This is a genomic window from Mesorhizobium sp., assembly GCF_965229135.1.
In the GTDB taxonomy this organism is placed as follows: domain Bacteria; phylum Pseudomonadota; class Alphaproteobacteria; order Rhizobiales; family Rhizobiaceae; genus Mesorhizobium.
The window spans coordinates 3,131,578-3,157,102 of the sequence record NZ_OZ245860.1; the positions used below are offsets into that span (position 1 = coordinate 3,131,578).

The following is a 25,525-nucleotide window of genomic DNA, read 5'->3' on the forward strand; positions in this document are numbered from 1 at the left end:
TGTCGCGTCGCGTGTTGACCCGCCTGACCACGCACGGCATACCGTTGGGCCACCAAGGCGCTTCGGAGGAGAGGATCGGCGCGCCTTGCCATAGGGGGAGAAACGCATGGCAGGGCTGCTCGCTCTATCCAGGGCCATTGACCGTTTGAACGAATTCATCGGCAAATGCGTTTCCTGGCTGATCCTGCTGGCGATCCTGGTCAGCGCCGGCAATGCCATCATCCGCAAGGTGTTCGACATGTCGTCGAATGCGTGGCTGGAGTTGCAATGGTACCTGTTCGGCGCCGCCTTCATGCTCGCCGCCGCCTACACGCTCAAGCAGAACGAGCATATCCGAATCGACATCGTCCACGGCATGTTTCCCAGGCGCGTGCAGCACTGGATCGACCTTCTCGGCCACCTCTTCTTCCTGATGCCGTTCGTGACGCTGATGGTGTTCTATTTCGTCCCCTACGTGTCCCTGTCGTTGCGCAGCGGCGAGATGTCGACAAACGCCGGTGGATTGATCGTCTGGCCGGCCAAGGCGATCCTGCTGGTCGGGTTCTTCCTGCTGGCACTCCAGGGCATCTCCGAGATCATCAAGAAGATCGCCATCATGCGCGGTCTGATGGACGATCCCAATCCGTTCATTTCCGCGCATGAGCAGGCCGAACTCGAAGCCAAGGCGCTCGCCGAAGAGGCCCGCCCATGATGGAATTCATCGCGCAGAACATGGCGCCGATCATGTTCATCTCGCTGATCCTGTTCATGCTGATCGGCTACCCCGTCGCCTTCTCGCTTGCCGCCAATGGCCTGATGTTCTTCTTCATCGGCGTTCTGCTGACGCCGTATTCAGGCGGGGCGATCAATCTCGACTGGCCGCTGCTCTACGCGCTCCCGGACAATTTCTACGGCAGCCGGGTGATGTCCAACGACACGCTGCTGGCCATCCCTTTCTTCACCTTCATGGGCATCGTGCTCGAACGGTCCGGCATGGCGGAGGACCTGCTCGATACGATCGGCCAGCTGTTCGGCCCCATTCGCGGCGGCCTCGCCTATGCGGTGATCTTCGTCGGCGCGCTGCTCGCGGCGACCACCGGCGTGGTGGCCGCTTCGGTCATCGCCATGGGGCTGATCTCGCTGCCGATCATGCTGCGCTATGGCTATGACCGCAGGCTGGCGTCCGGCGTCATCGCCGCCTCTGGCACGCTGGCCCAGATCATCCCGCCATCGCTGGTGCTGATCGTGCTGGCCGACCAGCTCGGCCGCTCCGTCGGCGACATGTACGCGGGTGCGCTGATACCGGGCCTGGTGCTGACCGGCCTCTACGCGCTTTACATCCTGATCATGTCGATCATCCGGCCAAAATCGATGCCGGCGTTGCCGCTGGAAGCGCGTACGCTGGGACATGGCGTACTGTCGCTGCTGGTGGCGCTGGCGGCGGCCATCATCGTTTCCTACGCCGCCTATCGCTATCTGGCGCCGGCGCATGGCGACAGCGCCGATATCCTAGGTGGAACCGTCGGCGTGATTCTCATCTATTTTCTCGCGATCGCCGACAGGCGCCTGAACCTCAACCTGATGTCGCGGCTGGCGCAGCAGGTCGTCATCGTGCTGATCCCGCCGCTGGCGCTGATCTTCCTGGTGCTCGGCACCATCTTCCTCGGCATCGCCACACCGACCGAAGGCGGCGCCATGGGCGCGGTTGGAGCGATGGTGATGGCGGCGATGAAGGGCCGGTTGTCGCTCGATGTGGTCAAGCAGGCGCTGGCCTCGACGACACGGCTTTCGTCCTTCGTGCTGTTCATCCTGATCGGCGCCCGGGTCTTCTCGCTGACATTCTACGGCGTCAACGGACAGATATGGGTCGAGCACCTGCTCACCTCGCTGCCTGGCGGCGAAATCGGCTTCCTGATCGGTGTCAACATCCTCATCTTCTTCCTGGCCTTCTTCCTCGATTTCTTCGAGTTGGCGTTCATCATCGTGCCGCTGCTGGCGCCCGCGGCCGAAAAGCTCGGCATCGACCTGATCTGGTTCGGCGTTCTCCTGGGCGTCAACATGCAGACCAGTTTCATGCATCCGCCCTTCGGCTTCGCGCTGTTCTACCTGCGCTCGGTCGCCGCCCGCGTACCCTATCTCGATCGCCTCACCGGCAAGACCATCCAGCCGATCACCACCGGCCAGATCTATTGGGGCGCGGTGCCCTTCGTGGGCATCCAGGTGATCATGATCGGGCTGACCATCGCCTTCCCGGGGATGGTGATGCACTACAAGGGTACCACGGTCGACCCAGGCGGGATCGACTATCAGGTCCCCGAAGTGCCGGGACTTGGCCTGTCACCGGCTGGGGCGCCGCCGGCCAATGGCAGCCCGGCGCCCGCCAATGACGGAGCCACACCGGCAGCGCCGGACTTGTCGCAGCCGCCTAGTTTCGGCGAGACACCACCGGCCAAACCGGAGGCGCCGTCAACCGATCTGTCCCAGCCACCAAGTTTCAACTAACGCGGTAATACCGAGCGTTCTTCCAGAGGCGCAACGCACGCTGTAGCATTTGATTCAGGGGCCACGCGCCGAGGAGCGACAGCCATGAAAGCGGTACGCCTTGAGGTGGTGGGCAGCATCGCCACGCGCAACGTCGGCAAGCCGCTTGCCGGGCCGGAGGATCTCCTGGTCCGGATCGAAGCCTGCGGGGTCTGTGGCACCGACCGGCATCTCTTCCACGGTGAATTTCCATGCAGGCCGCCGGTCACCCTCGGCCATGAATTCTCCGGCATCGTCGAGGCCATCGGACCCGCGGTCTCCGGCTTTGCAATCGGCGACCGCGTCACCGGCGATCCCAACATCGCCTGCGGCCGTTGCCCGCATTGTCATGCCGGAAGGGCCAATCTGTGCGGCAACCTGCAAGCCATCGGCATTCATCGCGACGGTGGCTTTGCCGAATATGTCGTGCTGCCGCAGAAACAGGCCTTCCTGCTGCCAGCTGACCTGAAGCCAACGCATGGCGCCTTCTGCGAGCCGCTCGGCTGCTGCCTGCATGGCGTCGACCTAGCCGGCATCAGGCCCGGCTCCTCGGTCGTCGTGCTCGGCGGCGGCGTGATCGGGCTGCTCACGGTGCAACTGGCTAGACTTGCGGGGGCCAAAACCATCATCCTGTCGACACGCCAGGCTTCGCGGCGCGCGCTGGCCGAGGAACTCGGCGCGACAGCGACGGTCGATCCCAACGCCGCCGACTTTTTCGATGAGATGACCGGGCCATCCGGACTGGCGCCGGGTGGCGTCGACGTGGTGCTCGAATGCGCCGGCGTGAAGGAAACCGTCGAGCAGTCATTGCGGCTGGCACGACCCGGCGGCACGGTGGTGATCGTCGGCGTGATGCCGCAGGGCATGAAAGTGGAGATCGAACCGTTCGACCTGCTCTTCCGCGAGCTGAAGATACTCGGGTCCTTCCTCAATCCCTTCACCCACCGGCGGGCCGCCGAGCTCATCGCGTCCGGCGCCATCGAGATCGACCGGCTGATTTCCAGGCAGGTGACGCTCGAGGAAGCGCCGGCGGTGATCGCCAATCCGCCGGCGCCCGGTGAAGTCAAGGTGCTGGTGGTGCCCAACCGAGGCTGAACCATTTTTCAGGCGTTCGCGTTGCCCCTCATCGCCCTGCCGGACACTTCTCCCCGGAGTGACGGGGAGAAGGACGCCCTCATTGCCGGTTTCGCCAATTACGAACGTTTGTAGGAAGACGCGCCAAGGGTGGGGCGGCTCCCTTCTCGCCGTCACTATACGGGCAGAAGGTGCCGGCAGGCGGTTGAGGGGCGGCGCGGACTTCAACCATTAGCCGACGCAAGCACGAGGTGTCTTCAGACAAGTCTAGAGCGTTTCACCGTTTCACGGAAACGGCAAAACACTCTATCTCTTTAATTTAACGCAATTCCGGACGGAAAACCGCTTCGCACTTTTCTTGGAATTGCCCTAAAGCTTGCCCTTGCGCTGCTGCACCATCATGAAGGTGTCGTAATTGTATTCGGCCACCTGCGCCCACAGATAGTGCTCCTTGCGGAAGCCCTTGATCGATTCCCAGATCTTCTTGAAGGGCGCGTTGGACGCTTCCATCTCGGCATAGACCTCGTTGGCCTTTTCGAAGCAGGCGGCCATGATGTCCTGGCTGAACGGCCGCAATTTCGCGCCGCCGGCCACCAGCCGCTTCACCGCCGGCGGGTTCACATAGTCGTACTTCTGCAGCATGCCGGCGTCGGCCGCCTGGGCCGCCGTGCGAACCAGCGACTTGTAGGCCGGCGAGAGCGCTTCGTATTTGGCCTTGTTGAACAGCAGATGAACCGTCGGCCCGCCCTCCCACCAGCCGGGATAGTAATAGTAGGGCGCGACCTTGTAGAAGCCGAGCTTCTCGTCGTCATAGGGGCCGACCCATTCGGCGGCGTCGATCGTGCCTTTCTCCAAGGCCGGGTAGATATCGCCGCCGGCGATCTGCTGCGGCACGACACCGAGCCGTTCAATTACCTTGCCGGCAAATCCTCCGATGCGCATCTTGAGGCCTGATAGGTCGGCGACCGTGTTGATCTCCTTGCGGAACCAGCCGCCCATCTGTACGCCGGTATTGCCGCCAGGCAGGCCGAAAAGGCCCTGCGTGGCCAAAAATTCATTGAACAGGTCGATGCCGCCGCCGTGGTAGTGCCAGGCATTCATGCCGCGCGCGTTCAGTGAAAATGGCACCGCCGCACCCAGTGCCCAGGTCGGGTCCTTGCCCCAGTAGTAATATGCCACGGTATGGGAGGCCTCGACCGTGCCGGCGGTCGTTGCATCGGCGGCCTGCAGGCCGGGCACCAGTTCACCGGCCGCGAAGACCTGGACCTGGAAATTGCCGTCGGTCGCTTCCGAAAGCATTTTTGAAAAGACCTCGGCGCCGCCATAGATCGTGTCCAGCGATTTCGGAAAGGATGACGCAAGGCGCCACGTCACCTTGGGATTGGACTGGGCGATGGCGGGCGCGGCGAGTGTTGCGGCAAGGGCCGCGGCTCCCGCACCGGTTGCCCCGGCCTTGCGCATGAATGAACGACGATCCATGAAGTTCCTCCCTTTTGGATCAACAGACCGACGTTCGGGAAATCCTCGATACCCCCGTATCGGCTTGGCGGAAACAATACACAGGCAATAAGTCGAGTCCAGTACAGCGGCGTTATTTGCCGACCGTGGTTCGCGGAATTGCAATGCGTGGACGCCAGGCATGCAACCATAGTCTAACGCGGGGAGAAAACCTTTCGACCGGTCGGGGATGCTGCGATGCAGACTGCCCGGACAACGACCCGCTGGCCCATCCGTCATCCCAAAACTTGTCATGGAAAAGCGCCTTGGGATCGCCTATTTTATAGCGAATAAGCCTTCGCCACTGAATGGAAACCGTATCCAAAATGCACCAGCCGCTCGTCGCCATATCGACCGACGTCCGTCAGTTCGACAATTACACCTGGCATGCCGCCCCTCAGCAATATCTGGAAGCCGCGATCGCCGGCGCTGGCGTCTTTCCGCTTCTGGTGCCATCCTTCGGCGACAGGCTCGATTTCGACGAGCTGTTGTCGTCCGTCGACGGCGTCATGGTCACCGGTTCGAAATCCAATGTGCATCCATCACTCTATGGCGGCGACGCCAGCGAGGCCAACGGCCCCTATGATCCGGCGCGCGACTCGACAACGCTGCCGCTGATCCGCAAGGCCGTGGAGCGCGGCGTGCCGTTGCTCGCCATCTGCCGTGGCATCCAGGAGATGAACGTGGCGCTGGGCGGCACGCTGGCCACCGAGATCCAGGAGCGCGAAGGCTCGCTCGATCACCGCGCGCCGGTCAGCGACAGCCAGGACGAGCGCTTCGGCATTCGCCAGAAGGTCACGATCAAGCCCGGGAGCTGCCTCGCCGGCGTCTTCGGCGAAGGCGAAATCATGGTCAATTCGGTGCACCGCCAGGCCGTCGACAGGCTTGGCCCGAAGCTGCAGCTGGAGGCTGTCGCCACCGACGGAACCGTCGAGGCGGTGTCCGTCAAGGATGCGCGCGCCTTCGCCGTCGGCGTCCAGTGGCATCCCGAATACTGGGTCAAGTCGGACAACGTCTCGGCCAAGATTTTTCGCGCCTTCGGCGATGCGGTCCGCCTGCACGCCGCCGCGAAATCCGGCGCGCGCGCCGCGGCGGAGTAATCGGTCAGACTATTCGTCGATTGCGGCCAGCGACAGCAGCGGCGCCGTCGGTACGTAGGATTCGTAACCGTCACCATCGGCCACGCCGAAGGTGACGATCGGATCGACACCGTTGGCGCTAAAGGCAACGGTACCGTCGTCCTGGTCGCGCCAGAATTTCGCACGCTCTATTCCTGGAAAAACCAGCCGGCAGTCCGAAGCGACCGTCAGCAGCGACAGGCCACTCGCAACCTCGGCGCCGCGTTTGACCGCGCATGTCGCCTCTTCGCCATTGGCGGCCAGCCGGTAATTGCCGGATGACGGAGCATTACCGTCCGAAACCTTAGAGTTTTGATCGCCAACGCCGCGAAACAACTGGAAGCCGGCGAACAGGCTCGCCAGGGCAATCAATGCAGGAAGTATCCTCATCCTGGCTTCTCCGTGCGCGTGACATACGCAAGCGAGGGATACAGAATGATTTCAAAGCGTTAAGCCGGCGTTAATAAATATGGCAAGCAGCCCTCGCCTTCCGACTTCGAAGACTGCCGCAAACACCAGAGGAGATGGCTGGTCGCGACCCTACCCCTTAGACCGGCTGCCGCGATTGCCTATCAAAACTTGTAGCTAACGCCGACGCGGACAGTCTGAGTCTTCACGTCGGTCGGATACAGATACTGACTGTCGGTCGCCGGATTGTCGGTAAACGTGCCGAAATCGCTGTAGCGGTATTCGATGCGGGTCGTCCAGTTCTGAGTGAAGGCATATTCGACACCGGCGCCCACCGTCCAACCAGCCTTCGTGTTGGACGAACTGTCTGTTACCCCATCACCGTCATAGTTGGTGCGGAAGTGAGCGACGGCCAGACCGCCCGTGGCGTAGAGAAGGGTCGGCCCCATCACATAGCCAAGGCGCGCCCTCAGCGAGCCCTGAACGTCTATCTTGGTTTTGATGTTGCCGGCATACTCCGAATCCACAGAACCGCTCGCCCCAGAGGCCTCGATATCGCCTTCGACGCCGAGAACAAACGAATCGATGGCGTGATTGTAGCCGAGGTGAATACCACCCAGCACTCCGTTGGATTTCCAAGAATCGGCCCAATCGGAATCGCCGCTGCCTATCTGGGCATCGTGACTATCGACGTCGCCCCAGCCATATCCAAGCTGCGCGCCGACGTAGAAGCCGCTCCATTCGTAGGCCGCGGGAGCCGCTACGACCGCGTCAGCAGCGAAAGCACCGCCAGAAGCGGCGACAAGCATTGTCGATGCAAGAAGAATTGATTTCACGCAGCACCCCTGCCAGTTGAATGCCGGCAGAGTATCTTGCTTCGGTTGCAAATCAAGGTGACGGTATGGCGGCGATCGATTTTCCAAACTGACGTTGCATATTGGTCACGTCTGTGCAGTCAGGCCGTGACCTTCACATCCACAGTCTCGGGCACCGGCGTAAGCGGCTTATGCTCTGCAAACCAGGAGACAAGATTGTCAACACACAGATCCGCCATGGCGCGGCGGGTATGCTCCGAGGCCGAGCCGACATGCGGCAGCAGCGTGGCGTTCGGCGCAGCCAGCAGCGCCTTGGGTACGTTCGGTTCATTGGCGAAGACATCGAGCCCCGCGGCGGCGATGGTGCCGTTGGCGAGAGCGGCCGCAAGGGCTTCTTCATCCACGGTGCTGCCGCGACCGATGTTGACGAACACACCGTCCGGCCCGAGCGCAGATAGGATCTCCACGTTGACAGCCTTTGCCGTGGACGCGCCACCCGGCGCCACCGAGATCAATGTGTCGACCGCTTCGGCGAGGCCTTTCAAGGTCTCATGGTATTCGTAGGACAGACCTTCAACGCGGCGCCGGTTGTGATAGGCGATTGTCAGGCCAAAGGCCTCCAGCCGCCGGGCGATGGCCAGGCCGATGCGGCCCATGCCGAAAATACCGGCCTTGCGACCACGCAGGGTCAGCCGGCTCAACGGATAATCGCCATTGCGAGCCCAATTGCCATCGCGCAGCCAGGTTTCGGCGCGCGGCAGGTCTCGGATCGTATTGATCAAAAGACCGATCGCGGTGTCGGCGACCTCCTCGGTCAAAACATCGGGCGTGTTGGTGACCATGATGCCATGCTCCGCCGCATGGCGGGCATCGATTGAACCATAGCCGACGCCGAAGCTGGCGATGATCTCGAGATTGGGCAGCGCATCCATGAAGGCAGCGCTGATGCCGGCGAATGAAGCAATGCCGCGCACCTTGCTTCGCATATCGTCGGTCACCAGCGCCGGGTCGGCCCGCTCGATCCTGACGAGGCTGAATGTCCGCTCGATGCGGTCGACCGCATGGTCGTGGAAGTTATTGGGCACCAGAATGGTGACGGGAAGCTTCTGTCCAGGCTCGCTCATGCACGCTCCACCGGCTTGCCGGTCGACTGGCGGACATGCAGTTCCGGCTTGATGAGTTCCTGCGACGGGCGCACCGTCTGCCCATTGAGCTTGTCGAGCAAGGCGCTGGCGGCGCGGCGGCCGACCTCACGCTGGCCGTTCCACACGGTGGTCAAGGCCGGGGTGGCGATGGCGGCTTCCTCGAGATCGTCATAGCCGGTGACCGAAATGTCGATGCCAGGCACCAGCCCCGCGCGGGCAATGCCGTTCATCAGGCCGATGGCGACGAGATCATTCCAGCAGCAGGCCGCGGTCGGCCTGTCCTTCAGCGCCAGGAACTGGCCGGCGGCCTCGAAGCCCGCCTGCTTGGTGCGCGGGCCGGCAATGCGCCAGGACGGCCTGACCTCCAGCCCGGCGGCTTCCATGGCGTTGACATAGCCCTGGTAGCGGTCGCGGCCGGTCGACGTCTGGTCGGTGCCGCCGATCATGGCGATGCGCTTGTGGCCGAGCGAGATCAGGTGGTTGGTGGCAAGCCCGGTGCCGTAGGAATCGTCGCCGCGAAACACGGGTACGTCCGCGCCCTCGACGGTGCGCGCGATCAGCACCGCCGGCAGGCCGTTCTCCTCGGCCATCACGATATCGGAAGCCGGCGTGCCGATGGCCGGCGACATGATGACGCCATCGGCGCCAAGCTGCAGCAAAGTATCGATGAAGGTGCGCTGTTTTTCCAGCTGGTCGTAGTGGTTGGACAGGATGAAGGTCTGGCGGCTGCGGTCGAGTTCGCTTTCGATCGAGCGCAGGATTTCGGCGAAGAACGGGTTCATGATGTCGTGCACGACGACACCGACAATGCCCGAGCGCGAGGTGCGCAGGCTGGCGGCGCGGCGATTGTAGATATAGCCGATGGCGCGGGCATGCTCCTTGATGCGGTCGCGCGTGGCGCCGGCGACCAGCGGGCTGTCGCGCAGTGCCAGCGAAACCGTGGCCGTCGACACGCCAAGCGCATCCGCGATCGTCGAAAGCTTGATCTTCTGTGCCAGCGGCTTCGACTCCCAATCGATTTAAACAGTTTAAAGCCGGCCTTATGCCATCGTTCCCGGGCAAATCAAAGTTTTTTTGCCAGCGCTTCGGCTTCGACATCCGAGGCCGCGAGGTTGCGCAGGCGCAGCCGATGCTCGCGATGGACGATATAGAGGCCGCTGGCGACGATGACGGCGGCGCCGATCAGCGTCCAGCGGTCGGGGAACTGGTTGAAGATGAGCCAGCCGGAGATGATCATCCACACCATCTGCGAATAGGGATAGGGCGCGAGAGCGGTGGTCGTGGCGCGCCGGTAGGCCTGCACGAGCAACCAGTGACCGATGCCGCCGAAGACGCCGAGCATGAGCAGAATGAACCAGTGCCAGCCATCATGCGGCAGCGAAAACGAGAACGGCAGCATCGGCAGCAGCAGGACGGCGGGCGCCAGCGCCGAGAACAGGATCAGGCTTTCCGACGTCTCGGTCGCCGACATGCGGCGCGTCATGATGACGTAGAAGCAGTTCGACATCATCGAGCCCAGGGCAAAGAGATGGCCGATGCCGAAGACACCGATGCCCGGCCGCGTGATGATGAGGACACCGGCAAAACCCGCCAGGATCGCCAGCCAGCGCCGCCAGCCCGCCCACTCGCCGAGCAGCGGACCGGCAAGTGCCGTGATCACCATGGGGCCGAAGAAGTAGATCGACGTGGTCTCGGCCAGTTGCAGGGTGCGCAGCGCCAGAATGTTGAACATCGTCGAGCCGAACAGGAACAGACCGCGCAGGACATGCGCCGGCAGGTTGGCGGGGCGAAAGCGCCGGGGATTGCGCCAGCCGCGCAGCAGCGTGCCGACCAGCACGACATGCACGGCGAAGCGAACCCAGGCGACGATCAGCGCGGAAACGCCGGCAAGGACCAGGTATTTGCTTGAGGTGTCGAGGAATGTGAAGAAGACATAGGTGGCAAGCATGCAAAGGATCGCCACCGGGGGCGTTGCGCTTTCAACTTGTCTTTGGGGAGCACTCAACTGCGGGCCGGATCGGGAGCAAGGCGGGATATCCCACCTTTGCGGGAATTGTCGGTTGCCGGCAAGCCCAAAGCGGCTGGTGCACAGGAAGCTGCCTCGACTGGCCTGTCCCTGTGTCCTCGCTCCCACAATATTGTCAGGGATCCATGCGGGCGCCCTTGGTGATCTTGTCGACCAGCTTCTTCTCGGCGCGGAGCGCGATGCCGACGACCTTGGCGTCATCGGGCGCGAATTGCTCGAAGACGGCGCGGTTCGCCAGATCGTGTCCGGTCGAGAACATCTCCTCGACATAGAGCGAGCTTGTGACGCCGCGCTCCAGCACACGCCGGTGGATTGTCCTCAGCGTCTGGCGATCGGCGGACAGCACGATGACCGGCTGGATCGACAGCGGATTGTAGAGATTGCCGGAGCGATCACGATAGGGCTCACCGATGATGTCCGGGAACTGTGCTACGATGCCGCTGGTCAGGAACGCGGTGACATTGAGTTTTTGCCAGACCGGAAGATCGTCGTGCAGCACGATTGCAAATTTCGTATCGAACATGAGACATTTGCCATTTCGAGGTTGCGCCCCATTCCGAGGCTAGGAAGCGATGTCGCTCGAAATAGACAAAGAAGCATTCCAGGGTCTTGGACGTTTGTGCGAGGCGCCCGGGGAAAATCGCATCATCACAGCTCCAGGCGCTGCCGGCATGGAGCGCATCGAAGCGCGGTTCCATGGCAATGCCTTCGATCTGCACCGCCACGACACCTATGCTATCGGCGTGACGCTGCGTGGCGTGCAGAGCTTCCGCTATCGCGGCACGACACATCACAGCCTCCCTGGCCAGGTTATCGTGCTCCATCCCGACGAGTTGCATGACGGCGGCGCCGGTACCGAAGACGGCCTGCATTACCGGATTCTCTACCTGGAGCCCTCGCTGATGCTGGAGTGCCTCGACGGCGGATCGCTCCCGTTCGTGCGCGCCGCCGTGGTGACCGATCGAGGTTTCTGCTCGACGCTTCTGTCGGCGCTGGGTCCCATCGACAAGGAACTGGATGAGTTGTTCGTCGCCGATTTCATTGGGCAGCTGATGCAAGGCCTGGCCCGGCATGCCGTCCAGCCGGCCAGGCCGTTGTTGAAACCGGCATGGCGGGCCGCACGGCTGGCGCGCGACTATCTGGAAGACAATATCGCGCGAAGCGTGCGCTCCGAGGAACTGGAAGCAATCACCGGGCTCGACCGCTATGCGTTGTCGCGGCATTTCCGCGCCGCATTCTCGACCAGCCCGCACCGGTTCCTGGTAATGCGCCGGCTTCAGCAAGCGCGCCGAATGATCGAGATCGGCGAGCCCCTGGCGCAGATCGCGATAGCGGCCGGGTTCAGCGACCAGAGCCATTTCAACCGGCAATTCAAGAAAGCGTTCGGCGTCACGCCGGGGCGCTGGGCGTCACTCGTGCATGGTCAGGCGGCGATCGCAGCCTAGAGCACGGCTTTTTAAAAGCAGGCCTACTCGTCGGACTCGGCGTCGTCGTCGACGAGCACCATTTCCTCGTTCAGCAAGTTGGCCTCGATCCGGGCGAGCAGCTTCAGCAAGGCCTTCTGCTCTTTCTTATCGAGACCCTTCAGGGCCTGCTTTTCAGTCTTCTTGACCGACTTCTCGATGGCGCGGATGGTCTCGCGGCCGGAGTCCGTGAGAAAGATATGCGCCTGGCGGGCATCGGCTTCCGAGGCGCGCTTGTCCAGGAAACCCTGGGCCTGAAGCCGGTTGATGGTCTTGGTGATCGTCGGCGGACGCACGCCGAGCCGGCCGGCGAGATTGCCGGGCGTCTGGCCGTCCTCGCGGTCGAGGGCCAGCATGATCTGGTCCTGGCCGGCATAGAAGCCGTGCGCCAGCAGTCGCGCCGCCAGCGCGGTACGCGCCAGCCGCGCCGCCGAATGCAGCCGGCTCATTGTCGCAGTCTTGTCCGCCTTGGCCATGGTCATCCCTCTTCGGCCACACCGGTCAGAGCAGCATAGCCGCGGCCAGCCGGTTGGCAATCGACGATCAAAAAGATTCCGACGCCGCAAAACAGCTTTGCCGGCAAGCATTGGAGTGTCCGCCGTGGCTAATGCCAGATATTTATTTCAGTTAGATGACAAACGACTTCCCGTCCCGGAGACGGTCGAGCGAGACCATCCGACGGCGTTCACGCCGGCGCCCCACCACCGCATGAGCTCAGGCCAGCACTGTTATGCTGCGGCAATGCCACCACGGCAATTCCAGCCGCAAGCCATGCGGATTGGCCCATCGGTTTGACTCGTGCAAAACGGGCGGCGGCATCCTATATGGAGCCGACAATCCCGTTTCGAGGCCTGGTTTCCGGGCCGATATCTTTTCGAGGCAAGCCATGAGCGACGCACAGACGCAGATCCCCGTAACCGTTCTTACCGGCTATCTCGGCGCCGGCAAGACGACGCTGCTGAACCGCATCCTGTCGGAGAATCACGGCAAGCGTTATGCGGTCATCGTCAACGAATTCGGCGAGATCGGCATCGACAACGACCTGATCGTGGAATCCGACGAGGAAATCTACGAAATGAACAATGGCTGCGTCTGCTGCACGGTGCGTGGCGACCTGATCCGCGTCGTCGAAGGGCTGATGCGCCGCCCGGGCCGCTTCGACGCCATCATCGTCGAGACCACCGGCCTGGCCGATCCGGTGCCGGTGGCGCAGACCTTCTTCATGGACGACGACGTGCGCTCAAAGACCAAGCTCGACGCCGTGGTTGCGCTGGTCGATGCCAAGCATCTGCCGCTGCGGCTCAAGGATTCCAAGGAAGCCGAGGACCAGATCGCCTTTGCCGATGTCGTCGTGCTCAACAAGACCGATCTGGTTACGCCCGAAGAGCTGGCCAAGGTCGAGGCGACGATCCGCGCCATCAACCCGGCGGCAAGAATCCATCGCACCACGCGCGCCGGCGTGGCGTTGTCGGAAGTGCTCGACCGCGGCGCCTTCGATCTTTCCCGGGCGCTGGAAAATGACCCGCATTTCCTCGAGGCGCATGACGATCATGACCATGATCACGAATGCGGCCCGGATTGCGGCCACGACCATCATCACCATGATCATGACGGCCACGATCACCATCATCACGCGCGCCCCTCGGCCATCCATGACGTGACGGTGCAGTCGGTGTCGCTGCGCGGCGGCGAGATGGATTCAAAGAAGTTCTTCCCCTGGATCGAGAAGATCACGCAGATGGAAGGCCCGAACATCCTGCGGCTCAAGGGCATCATCGCGCTCAAGGGCGATGATGAACGCTATGTCATCCAGGGCGTGCACATGATCATCGAGGGCGACCACCAGCGCGCCTGGAAGGATGGCGAGAAGCACGAGAGCCGGCTGGTTTTCATCGGCCGCGACCTTGATGCGGAGCGCCTGAAGAAGAGCTTCGAGGCCTGCCAGGCGGCTTGATTTCAAAATCAACTCATAGCATTAGCGCTGCCCCTCATCCGCCTGCCGGCACCTCTCCCCGTCCTTGCGGGGAGAGGGTAAGGGTGAGGGGCAGCGCCAACTTCAAATGGAATAGCCTCTCATGCCAACCGTCGCCCCGCTTGACCTCGAAGGCCACTGCATCGCCGCCGTCTTCCTTGGCGACGTGCCGCATTTCGCGCTGGCTGACGGCGCGGTGCATAGGCTCGACCATGGCCACAAGACCGTGCAGGCCAATGACGGGCTGCTTGCCGCCTTCCACGACGCGGCCAATGACCGGCTGATCACCGGCGGCGAGGACGGCAAGGTGTTTGCCGTGAAAGCGGACGGCGATGCCACGGAATTGGCAAGCTCGGCCAAGAAATGGATCACCAGCGTCGCCGCCGGACCGCAGGGTGCCATCGCCTATGCCACGGGTAAGACCGCCTTCGTGCGTTTTGCTGATGGCAAGACCCGGGAATTCATTCATCCGCGTTCGGTCGAAGGATTGGCCTTCTCGCCCAAGGGCATGCGCTTCGGTGTCGCCCGCTACAATGGCGCGACGCTGCATTTCCCTGCCGCAGAGGGCAAGCCTGTCGAGCTTGAATGGGCGGGCGCCCATACCGGCATCACCTTCTCGCCGGACGGCGCCTTCCTCGTCACCACCATGCAGGAAAACGCGCTGCATGGCTGGAAGCTGGCTGACGGCAAGCACATGCGCATGACCGGCTATCCCGGCAAGGTCAAAAGCTTGTCGTGGAGCGTCAAGGGGAAGTGGCTGGCCAGCTCCGGCGCGCCGGCGGCGATCGTCTGGCCGTTCTCGGGCAAGGACGGCCCGATGGGCAAGGCGCCGCTGGAACTCGGCACACGCGGCAATGCGATGGTGACCTGCGTCGCCTGCCATCCGAGCCAGGACGTCGTCGCGGTCGGCTACGACGACGGCATGGTGATGGCGGTGCGTTTCACTGATGCCAAGGAAGTGTTGTTGCGCCGGCCGGGCAAGGGCGCGATCACCTCGATGATGTGGGACAAGGAAGAGCGCCGCATAGCCTTCGGCAGCGCGACCGGCGACTGCGGCGTCATCGACATCGCCGCCTGAGCTGGATTTTTGCTAGGCTCGGCGCTGCGGGAATTTTGTCGCCCGCGATTATCCCCTCAACAGCGGTGATGAGGGGCGGCGGCGACTCCGACGACCTTTCCAACAGCGACGCCCTGAGCCAACGCAGAGCCGCCGCGCGGCCAATTGCGGTTCGTGCTGCCTATTGGCTAGAAGGAGCCAACGAGAGGGGTATCCATGCATAGCATCGACAATTCGAAGGTTTCCATCGGCGGCATCAGCGCGGCCCGTATCGCCGACCTGCGCGAAACCGAAGGGACTGCCTTCCGCAAGGCGCGGCCGAAATCGGCAGCCAGGGTCGGCAACGGCCTGCCTGGTTTCTTCGGCGGGGTACCCATGCATTGGATGAAGGACTGGCCGACGCCGTTTCCGATCCTGGTCGACAGCGCCAAGGGCGCCAGCATAACCGATGTCGACGGCAACCGGCTCGACGATTTCTGCCTGGGCGACACCGGCTCGATGTTCGGCCATTCGCCGCCGCCGGTGGCGCGGGCCATCCGCCGCCAGGCCGGGCGTGGCCTGACCTATATGCTCCCCTCGGAAGACGCGCTCGCCATCGGACCGCTGCTGCAGCAGAAATTCGGACTGCCCTTCTGGCAGATCGCGACGACGGCGACCGATGCCAACCGCTTTGCGCTGCGCGTGGCCCGCGCCGTCACCGGCCGCGAAAAGATCCTGGTCTTCAACGGCTGCTATCACGGCTCGGTCGACGAGACGATGGTGCGGCTTGTCGATGGCAAGCCGGTCAACAGGCCGGGGCTGGCTGGCGAATTCCGCGACCTGACACGTACGGCGAAAGTCATCGAGTTCAATGACGTCTCCGCCCTTGAGGCCGCGCTCAAGGATCGGGATGTCGCCTGCGTCATCGCCGAACCGGTGCTGACCAACTCCTGCATGGTGCTGGCCGATGGCGGTTATCACGACGCTTTGCGGCGCCTGACGCGGGCGGCGGGGACCTTGCTGCTGATCGACGAGACGCACACGATCTCGACCGGCCCGGGCGGCTACACACGCAAATACGGGCTGGAGCCCGACCTGTTCGTGCTGGGCAAGCCGATCGCCGGTGGCGTGCCCGCCAGTGTCTGGGGCATGAGCGACGACGTCGCCACCCGCTACGCCGACTACAACCGAACAAAGGAGCCCGGCTATTCCGGCATGGGAACCACATTGTCGGCCAACCCGCTGCAGTTCGCGACGATGCGCGCCACGCTCGAAGAGGTGATGACTGAAGAAAACTATGAGCGGATGGACAAGCTGGCGCAACGGCTCGATGCCGGTCTCTCAGCTGCCATAGAGCGAAACCGCCTGCCCTGGCATGTCGCCCGCGTCGGCGCCCGCGTCGAGTTCATCTGCGCGCCCGGCCCACTGCGCAATGGTGCAGAGGCGGAAACGGCGCACGCGCCGGAACTCGAAGCCGCCATCCATGTCGCGCTGGTCAATCGCGGCGTGCTGATCGCGCCTTTCCACAACATGATGCTGATCTCGCCGGCGACATCAGCCGCCCAGGTGGACCGGCTGATCGCCGCCTTCGGCGCGGTTGCGGCAAAGCTTGCGGCATGAGACAAGCGCGCGAGCAAAACCAGAGTGCCATCATGACCTCACCTTCGGGCTCTTCGCCCACCGAGGCGCAAGCCTTTCTCGACGCTCATCCGGAGATCGAAGCCTTCGACATCGTGCTGACCGACGCCAATGGCGTCGGCCGCGGCAAGATCGTTCGGCGGCACGAATTGATGAGCATCTTCCAGGGCGGCCGGCACATGCCGATCTCGATCCTCGGCCTCGACATCACCGGCGAGGATGTGCATGAAACCGGGCTGATCTGGACGACCGGCGACGGCGATCTCAGGGCCTGGCCGATCCCCGGCACGCTGGTGCCGCTCCATGGCACAAATCCGCCGCGCGGCCAGGTGCTGATGGCGATGTATATGCTCGATGGCCGGCCGATGTCCTCGGACCCGCGCCTGGCGCTGGCGCGACAGGTCGAAATCCTTGCGGCCAAGGGCCTCTATCCGGCCGGCGCCTTCGAGCTCGAATTCTTTCTCCTCGCCAACGAGCGCGATGCCGACGGCAAGGTGCAGCCGGCGCGCGCCGTGCTCGACGGCCGCGTTTCCGGCAAGACGGAAGTCTATTCCGTCGACCACCTGCACGGCATGGAGCCGCTATTCTCCGACATCTACGCGGCCGCCAAGGCGCAGGGCATTCCGGCCGAGACCGTGATTTCCGAATATGCGCCGGGCCAGTACGAGCTGACGCTCAACTACCGCAAGGATGTGATGCGGGCCGCCGACGACCTGGTCATGCTGAAGCGGCTGGTGCGGGCGCAGGCGCGCCGCCATGGCGTCACCGCCTGCTTCATGGCCAAGCCGATCGAGAAATATGCCGGCTCCGGCATGCATTTCCACGTCTCGCTTCAGGACAAGGCCGGGCGAAACGTCTTCGCCGAAGCCGGCGGCGAGAGCTGGTCGCTGCCGCTGCTCCAGGGGCTCGGCGGGCTCATCCAGACCATGGCCGAATCGATGCTGGTGTTCGCGCCGCACGCCAATTCGTGGCGGCGCTTCGTCTCGCAATCCTATGCGCCGGTGGCGCCCACCTGGGGCGTCAACAACCGCTCGGTGGCGCTGCGCGTGCCGGCGGGCGATGCCAGGAACCGGCGCATCGAACACCGGCCCTCGGGCGTCGACGCCAATCCCTATCTGATCGCGGCCACCGTGCTCGCGGGCATCATCAAAGGTCTCGACGAAGGTCTCGACCCCGGCCCGGAAACGACGGGCAACGGCTACGAGGCAGCGGTCACGCGCACGACCATGCCGGTCGACTGGCGCGCCGCGATCGAGGCCGCGAGGGCGTCCAGCTTCCTGAAAGGGGCGCTTGGCGAAGATCTGCATCGCACCTTCGTGGCGATCAAGCAGTCCGAGTACCTGCGCGTGGCGCGCACGGTCAGCGAACTGGATTACCACCTCTACCTGCACGAGGTCTGAGGTCTGGAGACTTGAGGCGGCGATCACTTTTTTCGCCGCTTCCCTCAAATGAGGTAGCGCGCAGCGTTCTAAGAACATATCATGAACGGATGAGTGTTCTCACCATCCGTGAAAAGCTTGCTATCCTGTCCGACGCGGCCAAATACGACGCCTCCTGCGCCTCATCCGGCTCGGCGAAGAAGGACTCGCTGAAATCGGGGGGCATCGGCTCGACCGAAGGCATGGGCATCTGCCATTCCTATGCGCCGGACGGGCGCTGCATTTCGCTGCTGAAAATCCTGCTCACCAATTTCTGCATCTACGATTGCAGCTATTGCATCAACCGCTCTTCATCGAATGTGCGCCGCGCCCGCTTCAGCGTCGACGAGGTGGTGACGCTGACCATGGATTTCTACCGACGCAATTATATCGAAGGCCTGTTCCTGTCCTCGGGCGTCATCCGCTCGCCCGATGAAACCATGAGCGAAATGGTTGAAGTCGCGCGACGGCTGCGGTTGGAAGAGAAATTTTCCGGCTATATCCATCTCAAGACCATTCCGGAAAGTTCGGCTGAGCTGGTCGAGAAGGCCGGCCTTTATGCCGATCGGCTGTCGATCAATGTCGAACTGCCGACCGACGAAGGCGTGAAGAAGCTGGCGCCCGAGAAGAAGCCGGAGACCATCCGCCTTTCGATGGCCAGGCTTCGCCAGAAGATGGAGGAGAAGGCAGAGCCGACACTGCGGACCAAAAAGCGTGAACGTTTCGCGCCGGGCGGGCAGTCGACACAGATGATCGTCGGTGCCGACAAGACCTCCGATGACGGCATCCTGCACACCAGCGCGCGGCTCTATGGCAGCTATCATCTGCGGCGCGTCTATTATTCAGCCTTCAGCCCGATCCCGGATTCGTCGTCGTCGCTGCCCTTGCAGAAGCCGCCGCTGATGCGCGAGCATCGGCTTTATCAGGCCGACTGGCTGATGCGCTTTTACGGGTTTTCGCAGCCGGAGATCCTGGCCGGCAGCAGCGACGGCATGCTCGATCTCGCCATAGACCCTAAGCTGGCCTGGGCGTTGCGCAACCGGGGGCAATTTCCCGTCGACATCAACCGCGCCGACCGCGAAGCGCTGCTGCGCGTGCCCGGGCTCGGCACCAAGGTGGTGGCGAAGATCCTGGAGACCCGCCGCCACCGGCGGATGCGGCTTGAGGATGTCGGGCGGATCTGCCAGTCCGTCGCCAAGCTTCGGCCCTTCATCATCGCCGAGGGATGGTCGCCCGGCGCGCTCACCGACAAGGCCGGCCTGCGCGGCAAGATCGTGGCCTCTTGCGAACAACTGTCGCTGTTTTGACCATGCAACCGGCTGAGCTCAATCTTGCCCGATACAGAGTGCGGCTCGACAGCGAGACCGACTTTAGCGGTTGGCGCGATGCCGCGCGGCGGCTGGCGCTGAACGATGTGAGACCCGAGGACATCGGCTGGCATGTCGCGCCGGGCTCCGATCAAGCTGATCTGCCGTCCGTACCTGTCGGCGCGCAGCTCGCGGTGCCACGCGAATTCATCGATCGCGCCGAGACGGCGTTCTGCCATTCCGACCCTGGTCGTTTCGCTTTTCTCTATCGGCTGCTGTGGCGGTTGCGAAGCGAACCCAAGTTGCTGGCAATCGCATCGGATCCCGACACCAGGCGCCTCGAAACCATGGAAAAGGCGGTGCGCCGCGACAGCCACAAGATGCACGCGTTCGTGCGCTTCCGGAAGATCGGCGACGGAGACGAGGAGCGTTATGTCGCCTGGTTCGAGCCAGATCATTTCATCGTCGAGCGCAATGCGGATTTCTTCGTCAGGCGCTTCACCGGCATGCGCTGGACCATCCTGACACCCTATGCCTCCGCCGACTGGGACGGCGAGCGGCTCGCGATCGGACCGGGCGCGGCCAAGGGCGACGCGCCGGCGCAGGACGATACCGAAGCCTTGTGGCGCACCTATTTCGAGAACATCTTCAATCCGGCGCGGCTCAAGGTGAAGGCCATGCAGAAAGAGATGCCGAAGAAATACTGGCGGAACCTTCCGGAGGCCTCACTCATTCCAGAGCTGATCGCAGGAGCGGACAAGGCCGCCAAGGACATGATTGCCAGGATGCCGACGGCGCCAGCGCCGCACCACGCCAAGGTGCAGGCAAAGCATTGGCCGAAGCATGAGCCGACCGAGGCGACGGACGACGATGGCGCAAGCACGATCACGGAATTGCGTGAGGCATCCAAGGGTTGCCACCGCTGCCCGCTGTGGCGCGATGCGACGCAGACCGTGTTCGGCGAAGGACCTGACAACGCCAAGGTAATCTTCGTCGGCGAACAGCCCGGCGACCAGGAAGATCTCGCCGGCAAACCTTTCGTCGGCCCGGCAGGCAAGGTGTTCGATGCCATACTGGACGATGCTGGCGTCGATCGCCAGAAAGTCTACGTCACCAACGCGGTCAAGCATTTCAAATTCGAGCCACGCGGCAAGCGCCGCATCCACTCCAAGCCGAATGCGGGCGAGGTTCAGGCCTGCCGCTGGTGGATCGACAGGGAGTTCGCTCTGATCAAGCCGGAGCTTGCAGTGGCGCTGGGCGCGACGGCGGCCCTGTCCCTGCTGGGCAAGACGATCCCGGTGACGAAGATGCGCGGCCAGGTGATCGAGCGTGAGGATGGATTGAGGGTTTTCATCACCATCCATCCGTCTTTTATCCTGCGCATTCAGGAGCCTGCGGAGAAGGACGCGGAGCGTGAGCGGTTTCTAAGGGATATGAAAGAGGTGAAGCGGCTGATGGCCGCCTGAAACCTTAACGCCTTTTATCGGCTAGCCGCTGCTGGCGTTCAAAATAGCCAGTCGGTGGGCAACTCCGCGCGTTCGCACGATGATTTCGATCGACGACGCCTTGCAGAACGCGAGGAATGCTTCGACGAGGGATCCGCTGTCGCGTCTTCCCATGCCTGCGTATTCGAACTCGATCACGTTGCACCCTGGAAACGTCTGTCGAGGCTTGCCTGGCGGCAGTGCAATGGTTTCGCCAATATCGAGGGATGCACGCATAAAGGAGCCGAAATGACGCGCGTCGAGGCGAGCGCCCCACCTGTACGTCCAATCGTCTCGTTCCTTTCCGACGTCGAGCACCGGCTTTCGTGCCGCCGCCACCAGGTCTGGCGAGTCCGGAATGATGAGATATCTATTCACGCCGCAAGGCGCGATACCGACCGCCGTTCGGACTTGACCGACTATCTCGACGCGTCTGCGCATGAGGATCGTCCCCGCCTCTTCCCGAGGCATTTCCACGTAGGCGTCGGCAATCTCGTATCGCCGATACTGGTAGCCCGAGAGACGCCGCTGGAGAAACGCATGTATCGAGGCCGTCGCCGGCTCGGGAAACAGGAACGAGATTTCTATGTTACGGGCAACGATACCGGCTTCCAGCACCGAGGACATCATTTGCGGGTCAACAGAATCGTCCCCTTCGACGAATAACCCGCACCCTGTTTCGAGTTCGCGTCCGTATAGTACCACCCTTCGGCGCGGCCGCGATTCAGGAAGGTCAGCACCGCCGTTCCATAGTGATCGTTCTTACCGTCTTTCATGCAACGGTAGAGGTATTTGATCCGGCTCTTGCCGGCGCTGTCCTGGTCATACGCCATCAAAACCGCGTTGCTGGTGAAGTTGCCGCTGGATACCGATTCCATGTCGACCTTGTTGAGCGTCTGGCGGATGTTCATCGTCATGGGGATCGGCTGCGGCAGCTGCTCCGCGGTTATGGTGCCTTCCCATTTGCCATCAATGATCGGAAGATCGAAAATGTTGAAGTGAGAAAAAATGCGCCAAACGTAGGAGCTGTAAATGAAATATATCAGGCCAAAGACCGCAAAATAACCAATCGGATCTATGGTCTGTGTTATTATGGCATAATCTCCGGTAAAATATTTCGAGTACACATAGGTATCCGCCAATCTTCTAACGAGAAGAAAGACCGGAACACTTATAATCGCGATACAAACCACCTCTTTCACATTGGTGGCGTCACGTCTTTCATTTATGAAGGGAACCATGCGTCGAGGTCCGTTGGCGGGGTGAGACACTCACCCAAGCCTTTGAACTTTGCCTCAGGGACCCACGTAATTCAAGAGGTTGCCATCGCGGTCCCCGCCGAGGCCATCCAGTTTTCGCGGATTGAATGATTTCTCTCAGGCTGGGCTCGTTTCCACGAACATCTCGGGTCAGTGTGAACCAGAAATGCCGATCAGGATTGCCCTGAGGTCGTTGACGTTCGTGCCGGTCGGGCCGGGCACGAAAAGATCGTCGATGGCGTTGAACGCCGTCCAGGCATTGTTGCCGGCCAGCATCACCTTGGCATCGACGCCGGCGGCGCGCATGCGCGACACGGTCGAGCCATCGGCGAAGGCACCGGCATTGTCTTCGGAACCGTCGATGCCGTCGGTGTCGGCGGCCAGTGCGTGGATGCCCGGCGTGCCGTTGACGCCGATGGCGAAGGCAAGCAGGAATTCCGAGTTGCGGCCGCCCTTGCCCTTGGCGCGCAAGGTGACGGTTGTTTCGCCGCCAGACAGGATCAGCACAGGCTTCGAGAATGGCCGGTTGCGCGCCACGACCTCGCGCGCGATCGCGGCATGGACGCCGCCGACCTCGCGCGCTTCGCCCTCGATCGAATCGGAAAGGATGACGGCCTCGATGCCTTGCCGTTTCGCTTCCGCCGCCGCTGCCTCGAGCGAAACGCCAGCCGAGGCGATCAGATGCACTTCGTTGCGCGAAAAGCGCCGATCATCGGGACTTGGCGCATCGGCGGCCGGCGAATTGATGTGCGCCATCACCGCCGCCGGCAACTTCATGCCATAAGCCGCGATCGAAGCCAGCGCATCCTCGCGGCTGCCCGAATCAGGAACAGTCGGCCCGGAAGCGACCAGTGCCGGGTTGTCGCCGGGAATGTCGGAGACGACCAGCGACACCACCCTGGCCGGCCAGGCGGCGGCGGCCAGCCGGCCGCCCTTGATGGTGGAAACATGCTTGCGGATGGTGTTCATCGCCGCGATCGGCGCGCCGGAGGCGAGAAGCGCCTCGTTGACGGCGACCTCGTCGGCCAAGGTCAAGTTTCCGGCCGGAGACGGCAGCAGTGCCGAGCCGCCGCCGGAAATCAGCGCCACGACCAAATCGTCCGCCGTCAGGCCCTGCACCTTTGCGAGCAGGCGGCGCGACGCCTCAAGCCCGGCGGCATCCGGCACCGGATGCGCGGCCTCGATGATCTCGATGCGCTCGCATTTCGCGCCATAGCCGTAGCGGGTGACGACCAGCCCATCGATCGGGCCGTCCCAAACCTTCTCGAACGCCGCGGCCATCTGCGCCGAACCCTTTCCAGCGCCGATGACGATGGTGCGGCCCTTGGGCTTCGCCGGCAAATGATCGCGGATCGTGCGCTCCGGATCAGCGGCGGCAACGGCAGCGTTGAAGATGGAGGTGAGAAAGAGCTTGGGGTCGAGCACGGTCATTTTTCTTCCGGAGCCAGCGCCAGACCGCGCTTGTCGATTCCGAGGTGATCGCAGAGCACATCGACCACGACGCCGTGATCCTCGCGCTCCGGCAGGCCTGACACCGCGATCACGCCGATGACACCGGCGCCTTTCACGGTGACCGGAAAGCCGCCGCCGGCCAGGACATAATCCGATATGTCGAGGCCCTCACCCACCTTGAAGGTGCGGTCGGCGCGCTGCTGTTCCAGCACCAGGCGATAGGTGCTTCTGAGAAAACGCCGGACCACATTGATCTTGCGCCGCGCCCAGTCGGGATTGGAGGCGTTCGATCCTGGCATGGCGGCATAGAACAGCGGCCGGTCGAAAGTTCTTATGTCGACGATGACAGGCAGTTTCTCGGCCAAGGCGCGGTCGCGTATGGCCGAACCGATGCTGAAGGCCACGGCCTCATCGAAGGTCGGGAAGACAAGAACCTCTTCCTGTTTCTTGATCAGAGCGATGTCGTCGGCAACAGCCATGTCGTTCCCCTGTCAGCTTCGCCGCACGCTTTGGCCGATGGCTGCCGCCGGGTCAAGCGATGAACGAATCGAGCCGTGGCAAGCTAGACCGCCATATCCGTCTTGGCTGCCCGTCCAGCAACATAGACCTCGCGCACGGCGCGATCGTCACCCAGCGTCTGCAGCAGGAACAGTTCCTCCGCCAGCGTGCCCACCGTCTCCATGCGCAAACGCATCGCCGGCGTGGCGCGGGCGTCGAGCACGACGATGTCGGCGTCGGTCCCCTCGTCCAGCGTGCCGACCTTGTTCGCCACCGACAGGGCCTCGGCATTGCCGCGCGTCATCTGCCAGAAGGACTGGAACGGGTTCAGCTTCTCGCCATTCAGCGCGATCACCTTGTAGCCCTCGTCCATCGTGCGCAGCATCGAATAGTTGGTGCCGCCGCCGACATCCGTGGCGGCAGCGATCCTGAGCGGTTTTTCGCGGCGGCGAAACCGCTGATAATCGAACAGGCCGGAACCAAGGAACAGGTTGGAGGTCGGGCAGAACACCGCGACCGAGCCGCTCTGCGAGATCGCATCGGCCTCCCGTTCCGAGAGATGGATGCAATGGCCAAACAGGCTCTTCCTCCCCAGCAGCCCATAGTGCTCGTAAACGTCGGTGTAATCGCGCGACCATGGATAGAGCTGCTGGGTGAAAGCGATCTCGGCGTGGTTTTCCGACAGATGCGTCTGCATGTGCAGATCGGGATGTTCGCGGCACAGCGCGCCGGCCATCTCCATCTGTTCCGGCGACGAGGTGATGGCGAAGCGCGGCGTGATGGCATAGTGCTGCCGCCCCTTGCCATGCCATTGCTCGATCAGCGCCTTGGTGTCGTCATAGCCCGATTGCGGCGTGTCGATCACGCCATCGGGCGCGTTGCGGTCCATCATCACCTTGCCGGCGATGTTGAGCATGTTACGGTCGTGCGATTCCGCGAAGAAGGCTTCGGCGGAGGCCTTGTGCACCGAGCAGTAGGCCGCCACCGTCGTGGTGCCGTGGCGCACGATCTCGTCGAGGAAAAGCCTTGAGATGCGGCGGCCATGCTGGGCGTTGGCGAACTTCGTTTCTTCCGGGAAGGTGTAGGTGTTCAGCCAGTCCAGCAGTTCGGCGCCATAGGAGGCGATGATCTGCATCTGCGGAAAATGGACATGGGCATCGATGAAACCGGGGAGCAGCAGATGCGGCCGGTGGTCGATCTTTCTCGCGCCCTCGCCCGCGTGTCTCTCGACATCGGCATAGGCACCGGCAGCGACGATCCGGCCGTCGCGGATCAGCAGACCGCCATCCTCCTCGTAGCGCCAGGCCGAATGGTCATCGATGGTTTCGGGCCAGCGCAGGAAGGACAGGGTGCGGCCGCGCAGGAGTGTGGTGGTCATGAAATCCGCCGTATCAATTGTCTTGAAATGCCTCGCCC

Annotated in this window: 24 protein-coding genes; 11 read left to right on the top strand and 13 right to left on the bottom strand. The window is 62.8% G+C overall.

What is annotated here, in order from left to right:
- The first annotated feature begins 106 nt into the window (after positions 1-106).
- The 3 genes from ACO07C_RS14820 (at position 107) to ACO07C_RS14830 (ending at position 3,594) form a co-directional block, all read left to right on the top strand.
- Entirely contained in the window at positions 107-691 is a 585-nt protein-coding gene (locus ACO07C_RS14820) for a TRAP transporter small permease subunit (protein ID WP_421914905.1), read from the top strand.
- On the top strand, positions 688-2,481 hold the full coding sequence (locus tag ACO07C_RS14825; RefSeq protein ID WP_421914906.1) for a TRAP transporter large permease subunit: 1,794 nt from the start codon (positions 688-690) through the stop codon (positions 2,479-2,481). Before ACO07C_RS14820 ends, ACO07C_RS14825 begins: the two co-directional genes overlap by 4 nt.
- An 84-nt stretch (positions 2,482-2,565) precedes the next feature.
- Positions 2,566-3,594, top strand: coding sequence for a zinc-dependent alcohol dehydrogenase family protein (locus ACO07C_RS14830; RefSeq protein WP_421914907.1), 1,029 nt, complete (start codon positions 2,566-2,568; stop codon positions 3,592-3,594).
- 348 nt (positions 3,595-3,942) lie between these two features.
- On the opposite strand, the gene ACO07C_RS14835 is transcribed toward ACO07C_RS14830, so the two are convergent.
- Complete coding sequence (locus tag ACO07C_RS14835; RefSeq protein ID WP_421914908.1) at positions 3,943-5,052, bottom strand: TRAP transporter substrate-binding protein; 1,110 nt, start codon at positions 5,050-5,052, stop codon at positions 3,943-3,945.
- Positions 5,053-5,396: 344 nt separating this feature from the next.
- Here ACO07C_RS14835 and ACO07C_RS14840 point away from each other — a divergent pair, with 344 nt between their 5' ends.
- On the top strand, positions 5,397-6,170 hold the full coding sequence (locus ACO07C_RS14840; protein WP_421914909.1) for a gamma-glutamyl-gamma-aminobutyrate hydrolase family protein: 774 nt from the start codon (positions 5,397-5,399) through the stop codon (positions 6,168-6,170).
- A gap of 9 nt (positions 6,171-6,179) precedes the next feature.
- Here the strand turns inward: ACO07C_RS14840 and ACO07C_RS14845 are convergent, their stop codons facing one another.
- From ACO07C_RS14845 to ACO07C_RS14870, 6 genes are all read right to left on the bottom strand, one after another.
- Positions 6,180-6,578, bottom strand: coding sequence for a hypothetical protein (locus tag ACO07C_RS14845; RefSeq protein WP_421914910.1), 399 nt, complete (start codon positions 6,576-6,578; stop codon positions 6,180-6,182).
- A gap of 182 nt (positions 6,579-6,760) precedes the next feature.
- Positions 6,761-7,432 carry an outer membrane protein gene (locus ACO07C_RS14850; protein WP_421914911.1) on the bottom strand — a complete coding sequence of 224 codons (672 nt, stop codon included), beginning with the start codon at positions 7,430-7,432 and terminating at the stop codon, positions 6,761-6,763.
- Between the two features lie 119 nt (positions 7,433-7,551).
- The gene (locus ACO07C_RS14855) at positions 7,552-8,535 is read right to left on the bottom strand and encodes a 2-hydroxyacid dehydrogenase (protein WP_421914912.1); all 984 of its coding nucleotides are present in this window, start codon (positions 8,533-8,535) and stop codon (positions 7,552-7,554) included.
- Positions 8,532-9,554, bottom strand: a complete 1,023-nt coding sequence (locus ACO07C_RS14860; protein WP_421917535.1) for a LacI family DNA-binding transcriptional regulator — start codon at positions 9,552-9,554, stop codon at positions 8,532-8,534. Before ACO07C_RS14860 ends, ACO07C_RS14855 begins: the two co-directional genes overlap by 4 nt.
- Positions 9,555-9,619: 65 nt before the next feature.
- Positions 9,620-10,504, bottom strand: a complete 885-nt coding sequence (locus ACO07C_RS14865; protein ID WP_421914913.1) for a DMT family transporter — start codon at positions 10,502-10,504, stop codon at positions 9,620-9,622.
- Between the two features lie 193 nt (positions 10,505-10,697).
- Complete coding sequence (locus ACO07C_RS14870) at positions 10,698-11,105, bottom strand: DUF2000 family protein (protein ID WP_421914914.1); 408 nt, start codon at positions 11,103-11,105, stop codon at positions 10,698-10,700.
- Positions 11,106-11,154: 49 nt separating this feature from the next.
- On the opposite strand from ACO07C_RS14870, the gene ACO07C_RS14875 reads away from it, so the two are divergent.
- Positions 11,155-12,027: an AraC family transcriptional regulator gene (locus ACO07C_RS14875; RefSeq protein ID WP_421914915.1), complete on the top strand. Its 873-nt coding sequence runs from the start codon at positions 11,155-11,157 to the stop codon at positions 12,025-12,027.
- 23 nt (positions 12,028-12,050) lie between these two features.
- Here the strand turns inward: ACO07C_RS14875 and ACO07C_RS14880 are convergent, their stop codons facing one another.
- Complete coding sequence (locus ACO07C_RS14880; RefSeq protein ID WP_227349607.1) at positions 12,051-12,521, bottom strand: MarR family winged helix-turn-helix transcriptional regulator; 471 nt, start codon at positions 12,519-12,521, stop codon at positions 12,051-12,053.
- A 410-nt stretch (positions 12,522-12,931) separates the two neighbouring features.
- Here ACO07C_RS14880 and ACO07C_RS14885 point away from each other — a divergent pair, with 410 nt between their 5' ends.
- From ACO07C_RS14885 to ACO07C_RS14910, 6 genes are all read left to right on the top strand, one after another.
- Positions 12,932-13,999, top strand: coding sequence for a CobW family GTP-binding protein (locus tag ACO07C_RS14885; protein ID WP_421914916.1), 1,068 nt, complete (start codon positions 12,932-12,934; stop codon positions 13,997-13,999).
- A 121-nt stretch (positions 14,000-14,120) separates the two neighbouring features.
- A complete protein-coding gene (locus ACO07C_RS14890) occupies positions 14,121-15,095 on the top strand; it encodes a WD40 repeat domain-containing protein (RefSeq protein WP_421914917.1) in 975 nt (324 codons plus the stop codon).
- Positions 15,096-15,290: 195 nt separating this feature from the next.
- The gene (locus ACO07C_RS14895; protein ID WP_421914918.1) at positions 15,291-16,673 is read left to right on the top strand and encodes an aspartate aminotransferase family protein; all 1,383 of its coding nucleotides are present in this window, start codon (positions 15,291-15,293) and stop codon (positions 16,671-16,673) included.
- Positions 16,674-16,705: 32 nt separating this feature from the next.
- The gene (locus ACO07C_RS14900; protein WP_421914919.1) at positions 16,706-18,091 is read left to right on the top strand and encodes a glutamine synthetase family protein; all 1,386 of its coding nucleotides are present in this window, start codon (positions 16,706-16,708) and stop codon (positions 18,089-18,091) included.
- Positions 18,092-18,180: 89 nt separating this feature from the next.
- Complete coding sequence (locus tag ACO07C_RS14905; protein ID WP_421914920.1) at positions 18,181-19,416, top strand: putative DNA modification/repair radical SAM protein; 1,236 nt, start codon at positions 18,181-18,183, stop codon at positions 19,414-19,416.
- Between the two features lie 2 nt (positions 19,417-19,418).
- Positions 19,419-20,882, top strand: coding sequence for a UdgX family uracil-DNA binding protein (locus ACO07C_RS14910; protein ID WP_421914921.1), 1,464 nt, complete (start codon positions 19,419-19,421; stop codon positions 20,880-20,882).
- 21 nt (positions 20,883-20,903) lie between these two features.
- On the opposite strand, the gene ACO07C_RS14915 is transcribed toward ACO07C_RS14910, so the two are convergent.
- The 5 genes from ACO07C_RS14915 to guaD all read right to left on the bottom strand — a co-directional run bounded on the left by ACO07C_RS14915 (position 20,904) and on the right by guaD (position 25,487).
- Positions 20,904-21,530 (bottom strand): hypothetical protein, encoded by a 627-nt coding sequence (locus ACO07C_RS14915; protein WP_421914922.1) that lies wholly within the window; start codon positions 21,528-21,530, stop codon positions 20,904-20,906.
- Positions 21,527-22,141 (bottom strand): hypothetical protein, encoded by a 615-nt coding sequence (locus ACO07C_RS14920; protein ID WP_421914923.1) that lies wholly within the window; start codon positions 22,139-22,141, stop codon positions 21,527-21,529. The genes ACO07C_RS14915 and ACO07C_RS14920 overlap by 4 nt, the downstream gene beginning before the upstream one ends.
- A gap of 168 nt (positions 22,142-22,309) precedes the next feature.
- Positions 22,310-23,590, bottom strand: a complete 1,281-nt coding sequence (locus tag ACO07C_RS14925; RefSeq protein WP_421914924.1) for a glycerate kinase type-2 family protein — start codon at positions 23,588-23,590, stop codon at positions 22,310-22,312.
- Positions 23,587-24,090 (bottom strand): heme-degrading domain-containing protein, encoded by a 504-nt coding sequence (locus ACO07C_RS14930; RefSeq protein WP_421914925.1) that lies wholly within the window; start codon positions 24,088-24,090, stop codon positions 23,587-23,589. The genes ACO07C_RS14925 and ACO07C_RS14930 overlap by 4 nt, the downstream gene beginning before the upstream one ends.
- An 83-nt stretch (positions 24,091-24,173) precedes the next feature.
- Complete coding sequence (gene guaD, locus ACO07C_RS14935) at positions 24,174-25,487, bottom strand: guanine deaminase (RefSeq protein WP_421914926.1); 1,314 nt, start codon at positions 25,485-25,487, stop codon at positions 24,174-24,176.
- Positions 25,488-25,525: the final 38 nt, after the last annotated feature.

What these genes read in the sequence shown, in the direction of transcription:
- ACO07C_RS14895 (WP_421914918.1), top strand. Translation starts at nt 15,291, where the DNA reads ATGCATAGCATCGACAATTCGAAGGTTTCCATCGGCGGCATCAGCGCG.
- ACO07C_RS14845 (WP_421914910.1), bottom strand. Translation starts at nt 6,578, where the DNA reads ATGAGGATACTTCCTGCATTGATTGCCCTGGCGAGCCTGTTCGCCGGC.
- ACO07C_RS14835 (WP_421914908.1), bottom strand. Translation starts at nt 5,052, where the DNA reads ATGGATCGTCGTTCATTCATGCGCAAGGCCGGGGCAACCGGTGCGGGA.
- ACO07C_RS14880 (WP_227349607.1), bottom strand. Translation starts at nt 12,521, where the DNA reads ATGGCCAAGGCGGACAAGACTGCGACAATGAGCCGGCTGCATTCGGCG.
- ACO07C_RS14920 (WP_421914923.1), bottom strand. Translation starts at nt 22,141, where the DNA reads ATGGTTCCCTTCATAAATGAAAGACGTGACGCCACCAATGTGAAAGAG.
- ACO07C_RS14905 (WP_421914920.1), top strand. Translation starts at nt 18,181, where the DNA reads ATGAGTGTTCTCACCATCCGTGAAAAGCTTGCTATCCTGTCCGACGCG.
- ACO07C_RS14855 (WP_421914912.1), bottom strand. Translation starts at nt 8,535, where the DNA reads ATGAGCGAGCCTGGACAGAAGCTTCCCGTCACCATTCTGGTGCCCAAT.
- guaD (WP_421914926.1), bottom strand. Translation starts at nt 25,487, where the DNA reads ATGACCACCACACTCCTGCGCGGCCGCACCCTGTCCTTCCTGCGCTGG.
- ACO07C_RS14865 (WP_421914913.1), bottom strand. Translation starts at nt 10,504, where the DNA reads ATGCTTGCCACCTATGTCTTCTTCACATTCCTCGACACCTCAAGCAAA.
- ACO07C_RS14875 (WP_421914915.1), top strand. Translation starts at nt 11,155, where the DNA reads ATGTCGCTCGAAATAGACAAAGAAGCATTCCAGGGTCTTGGACGTTTG.
- ACO07C_RS14885 (WP_421914916.1), top strand. Translation starts at nt 12,932, where the DNA reads ATGAGCGACGCACAGACGCAGATCCCCGTAACCGTTCTTACCGGCTAT.
- ACO07C_RS14825 (WP_421914906.1), top strand. Translation starts at nt 688, where the DNA reads ATGATGGAATTCATCGCGCAGAACATGGCGCCGATCATGTTCATCTCG.
- ACO07C_RS14890 (WP_421914917.1), top strand. Translation starts at nt 14,121, where the DNA reads ATGCCAACCGTCGCCCCGCTTGACCTCGAAGGCCACTGCATCGCCGCC.
- ACO07C_RS14925 (WP_421914924.1), bottom strand. Translation starts at nt 23,590, where the DNA reads ATGACCGTGCTCGACCCCAAGCTCTTTCTCACCTCCATCTTCAACGCT.
- ACO07C_RS14830 (WP_421914907.1), top strand. Translation starts at nt 2,566, where the DNA reads ATGAAAGCGGTACGCCTTGAGGTGGTGGGCAGCATCGCCACGCGCAAC.
- ACO07C_RS14840 (WP_421914909.1), top strand. Translation starts at nt 5,397, where the DNA reads ATGCACCAGCCGCTCGTCGCCATATCGACCGACGTCCGTCAGTTCGAC.
- ACO07C_RS14915 (WP_421914922.1), bottom strand. Translation starts at nt 21,530, where the DNA reads ATGATGTCCTCGGTGCTGGAAGCCGGTATCGTTGCCCGTAACATAGAA.
- ACO07C_RS14820 (WP_421914905.1), top strand. Translation starts at nt 107, where the DNA reads ATGGCAGGGCTGCTCGCTCTATCCAGGGCCATTGACCGTTTGAACGAA.
- ACO07C_RS14900 (WP_421914919.1), top strand. Translation starts at nt 16,706, where the DNA reads ATGACCTCACCTTCGGGCTCTTCGCCCACCGAGGCGCAAGCCTTTCTC.
- ACO07C_RS14870 (WP_421914914.1), bottom strand. Translation starts at nt 11,105, where the DNA reads ATGTTCGATACGAAATTTGCAATCGTGCTGCACGACGATCTTCCGGTC.
- ACO07C_RS14910 (WP_421914921.1), top strand. Translation starts at nt 19,419, where the DNA reads ATGCAACCGGCTGAGCTCAATCTTGCCCGATACAGAGTGCGGCTCGAC.
- ACO07C_RS14930 (WP_421914925.1), bottom strand. Translation starts at nt 24,090, where the DNA reads ATGGCTGTTGCCGACGACATCGCTCTGATCAAGAAACAGGAAGAGGTT.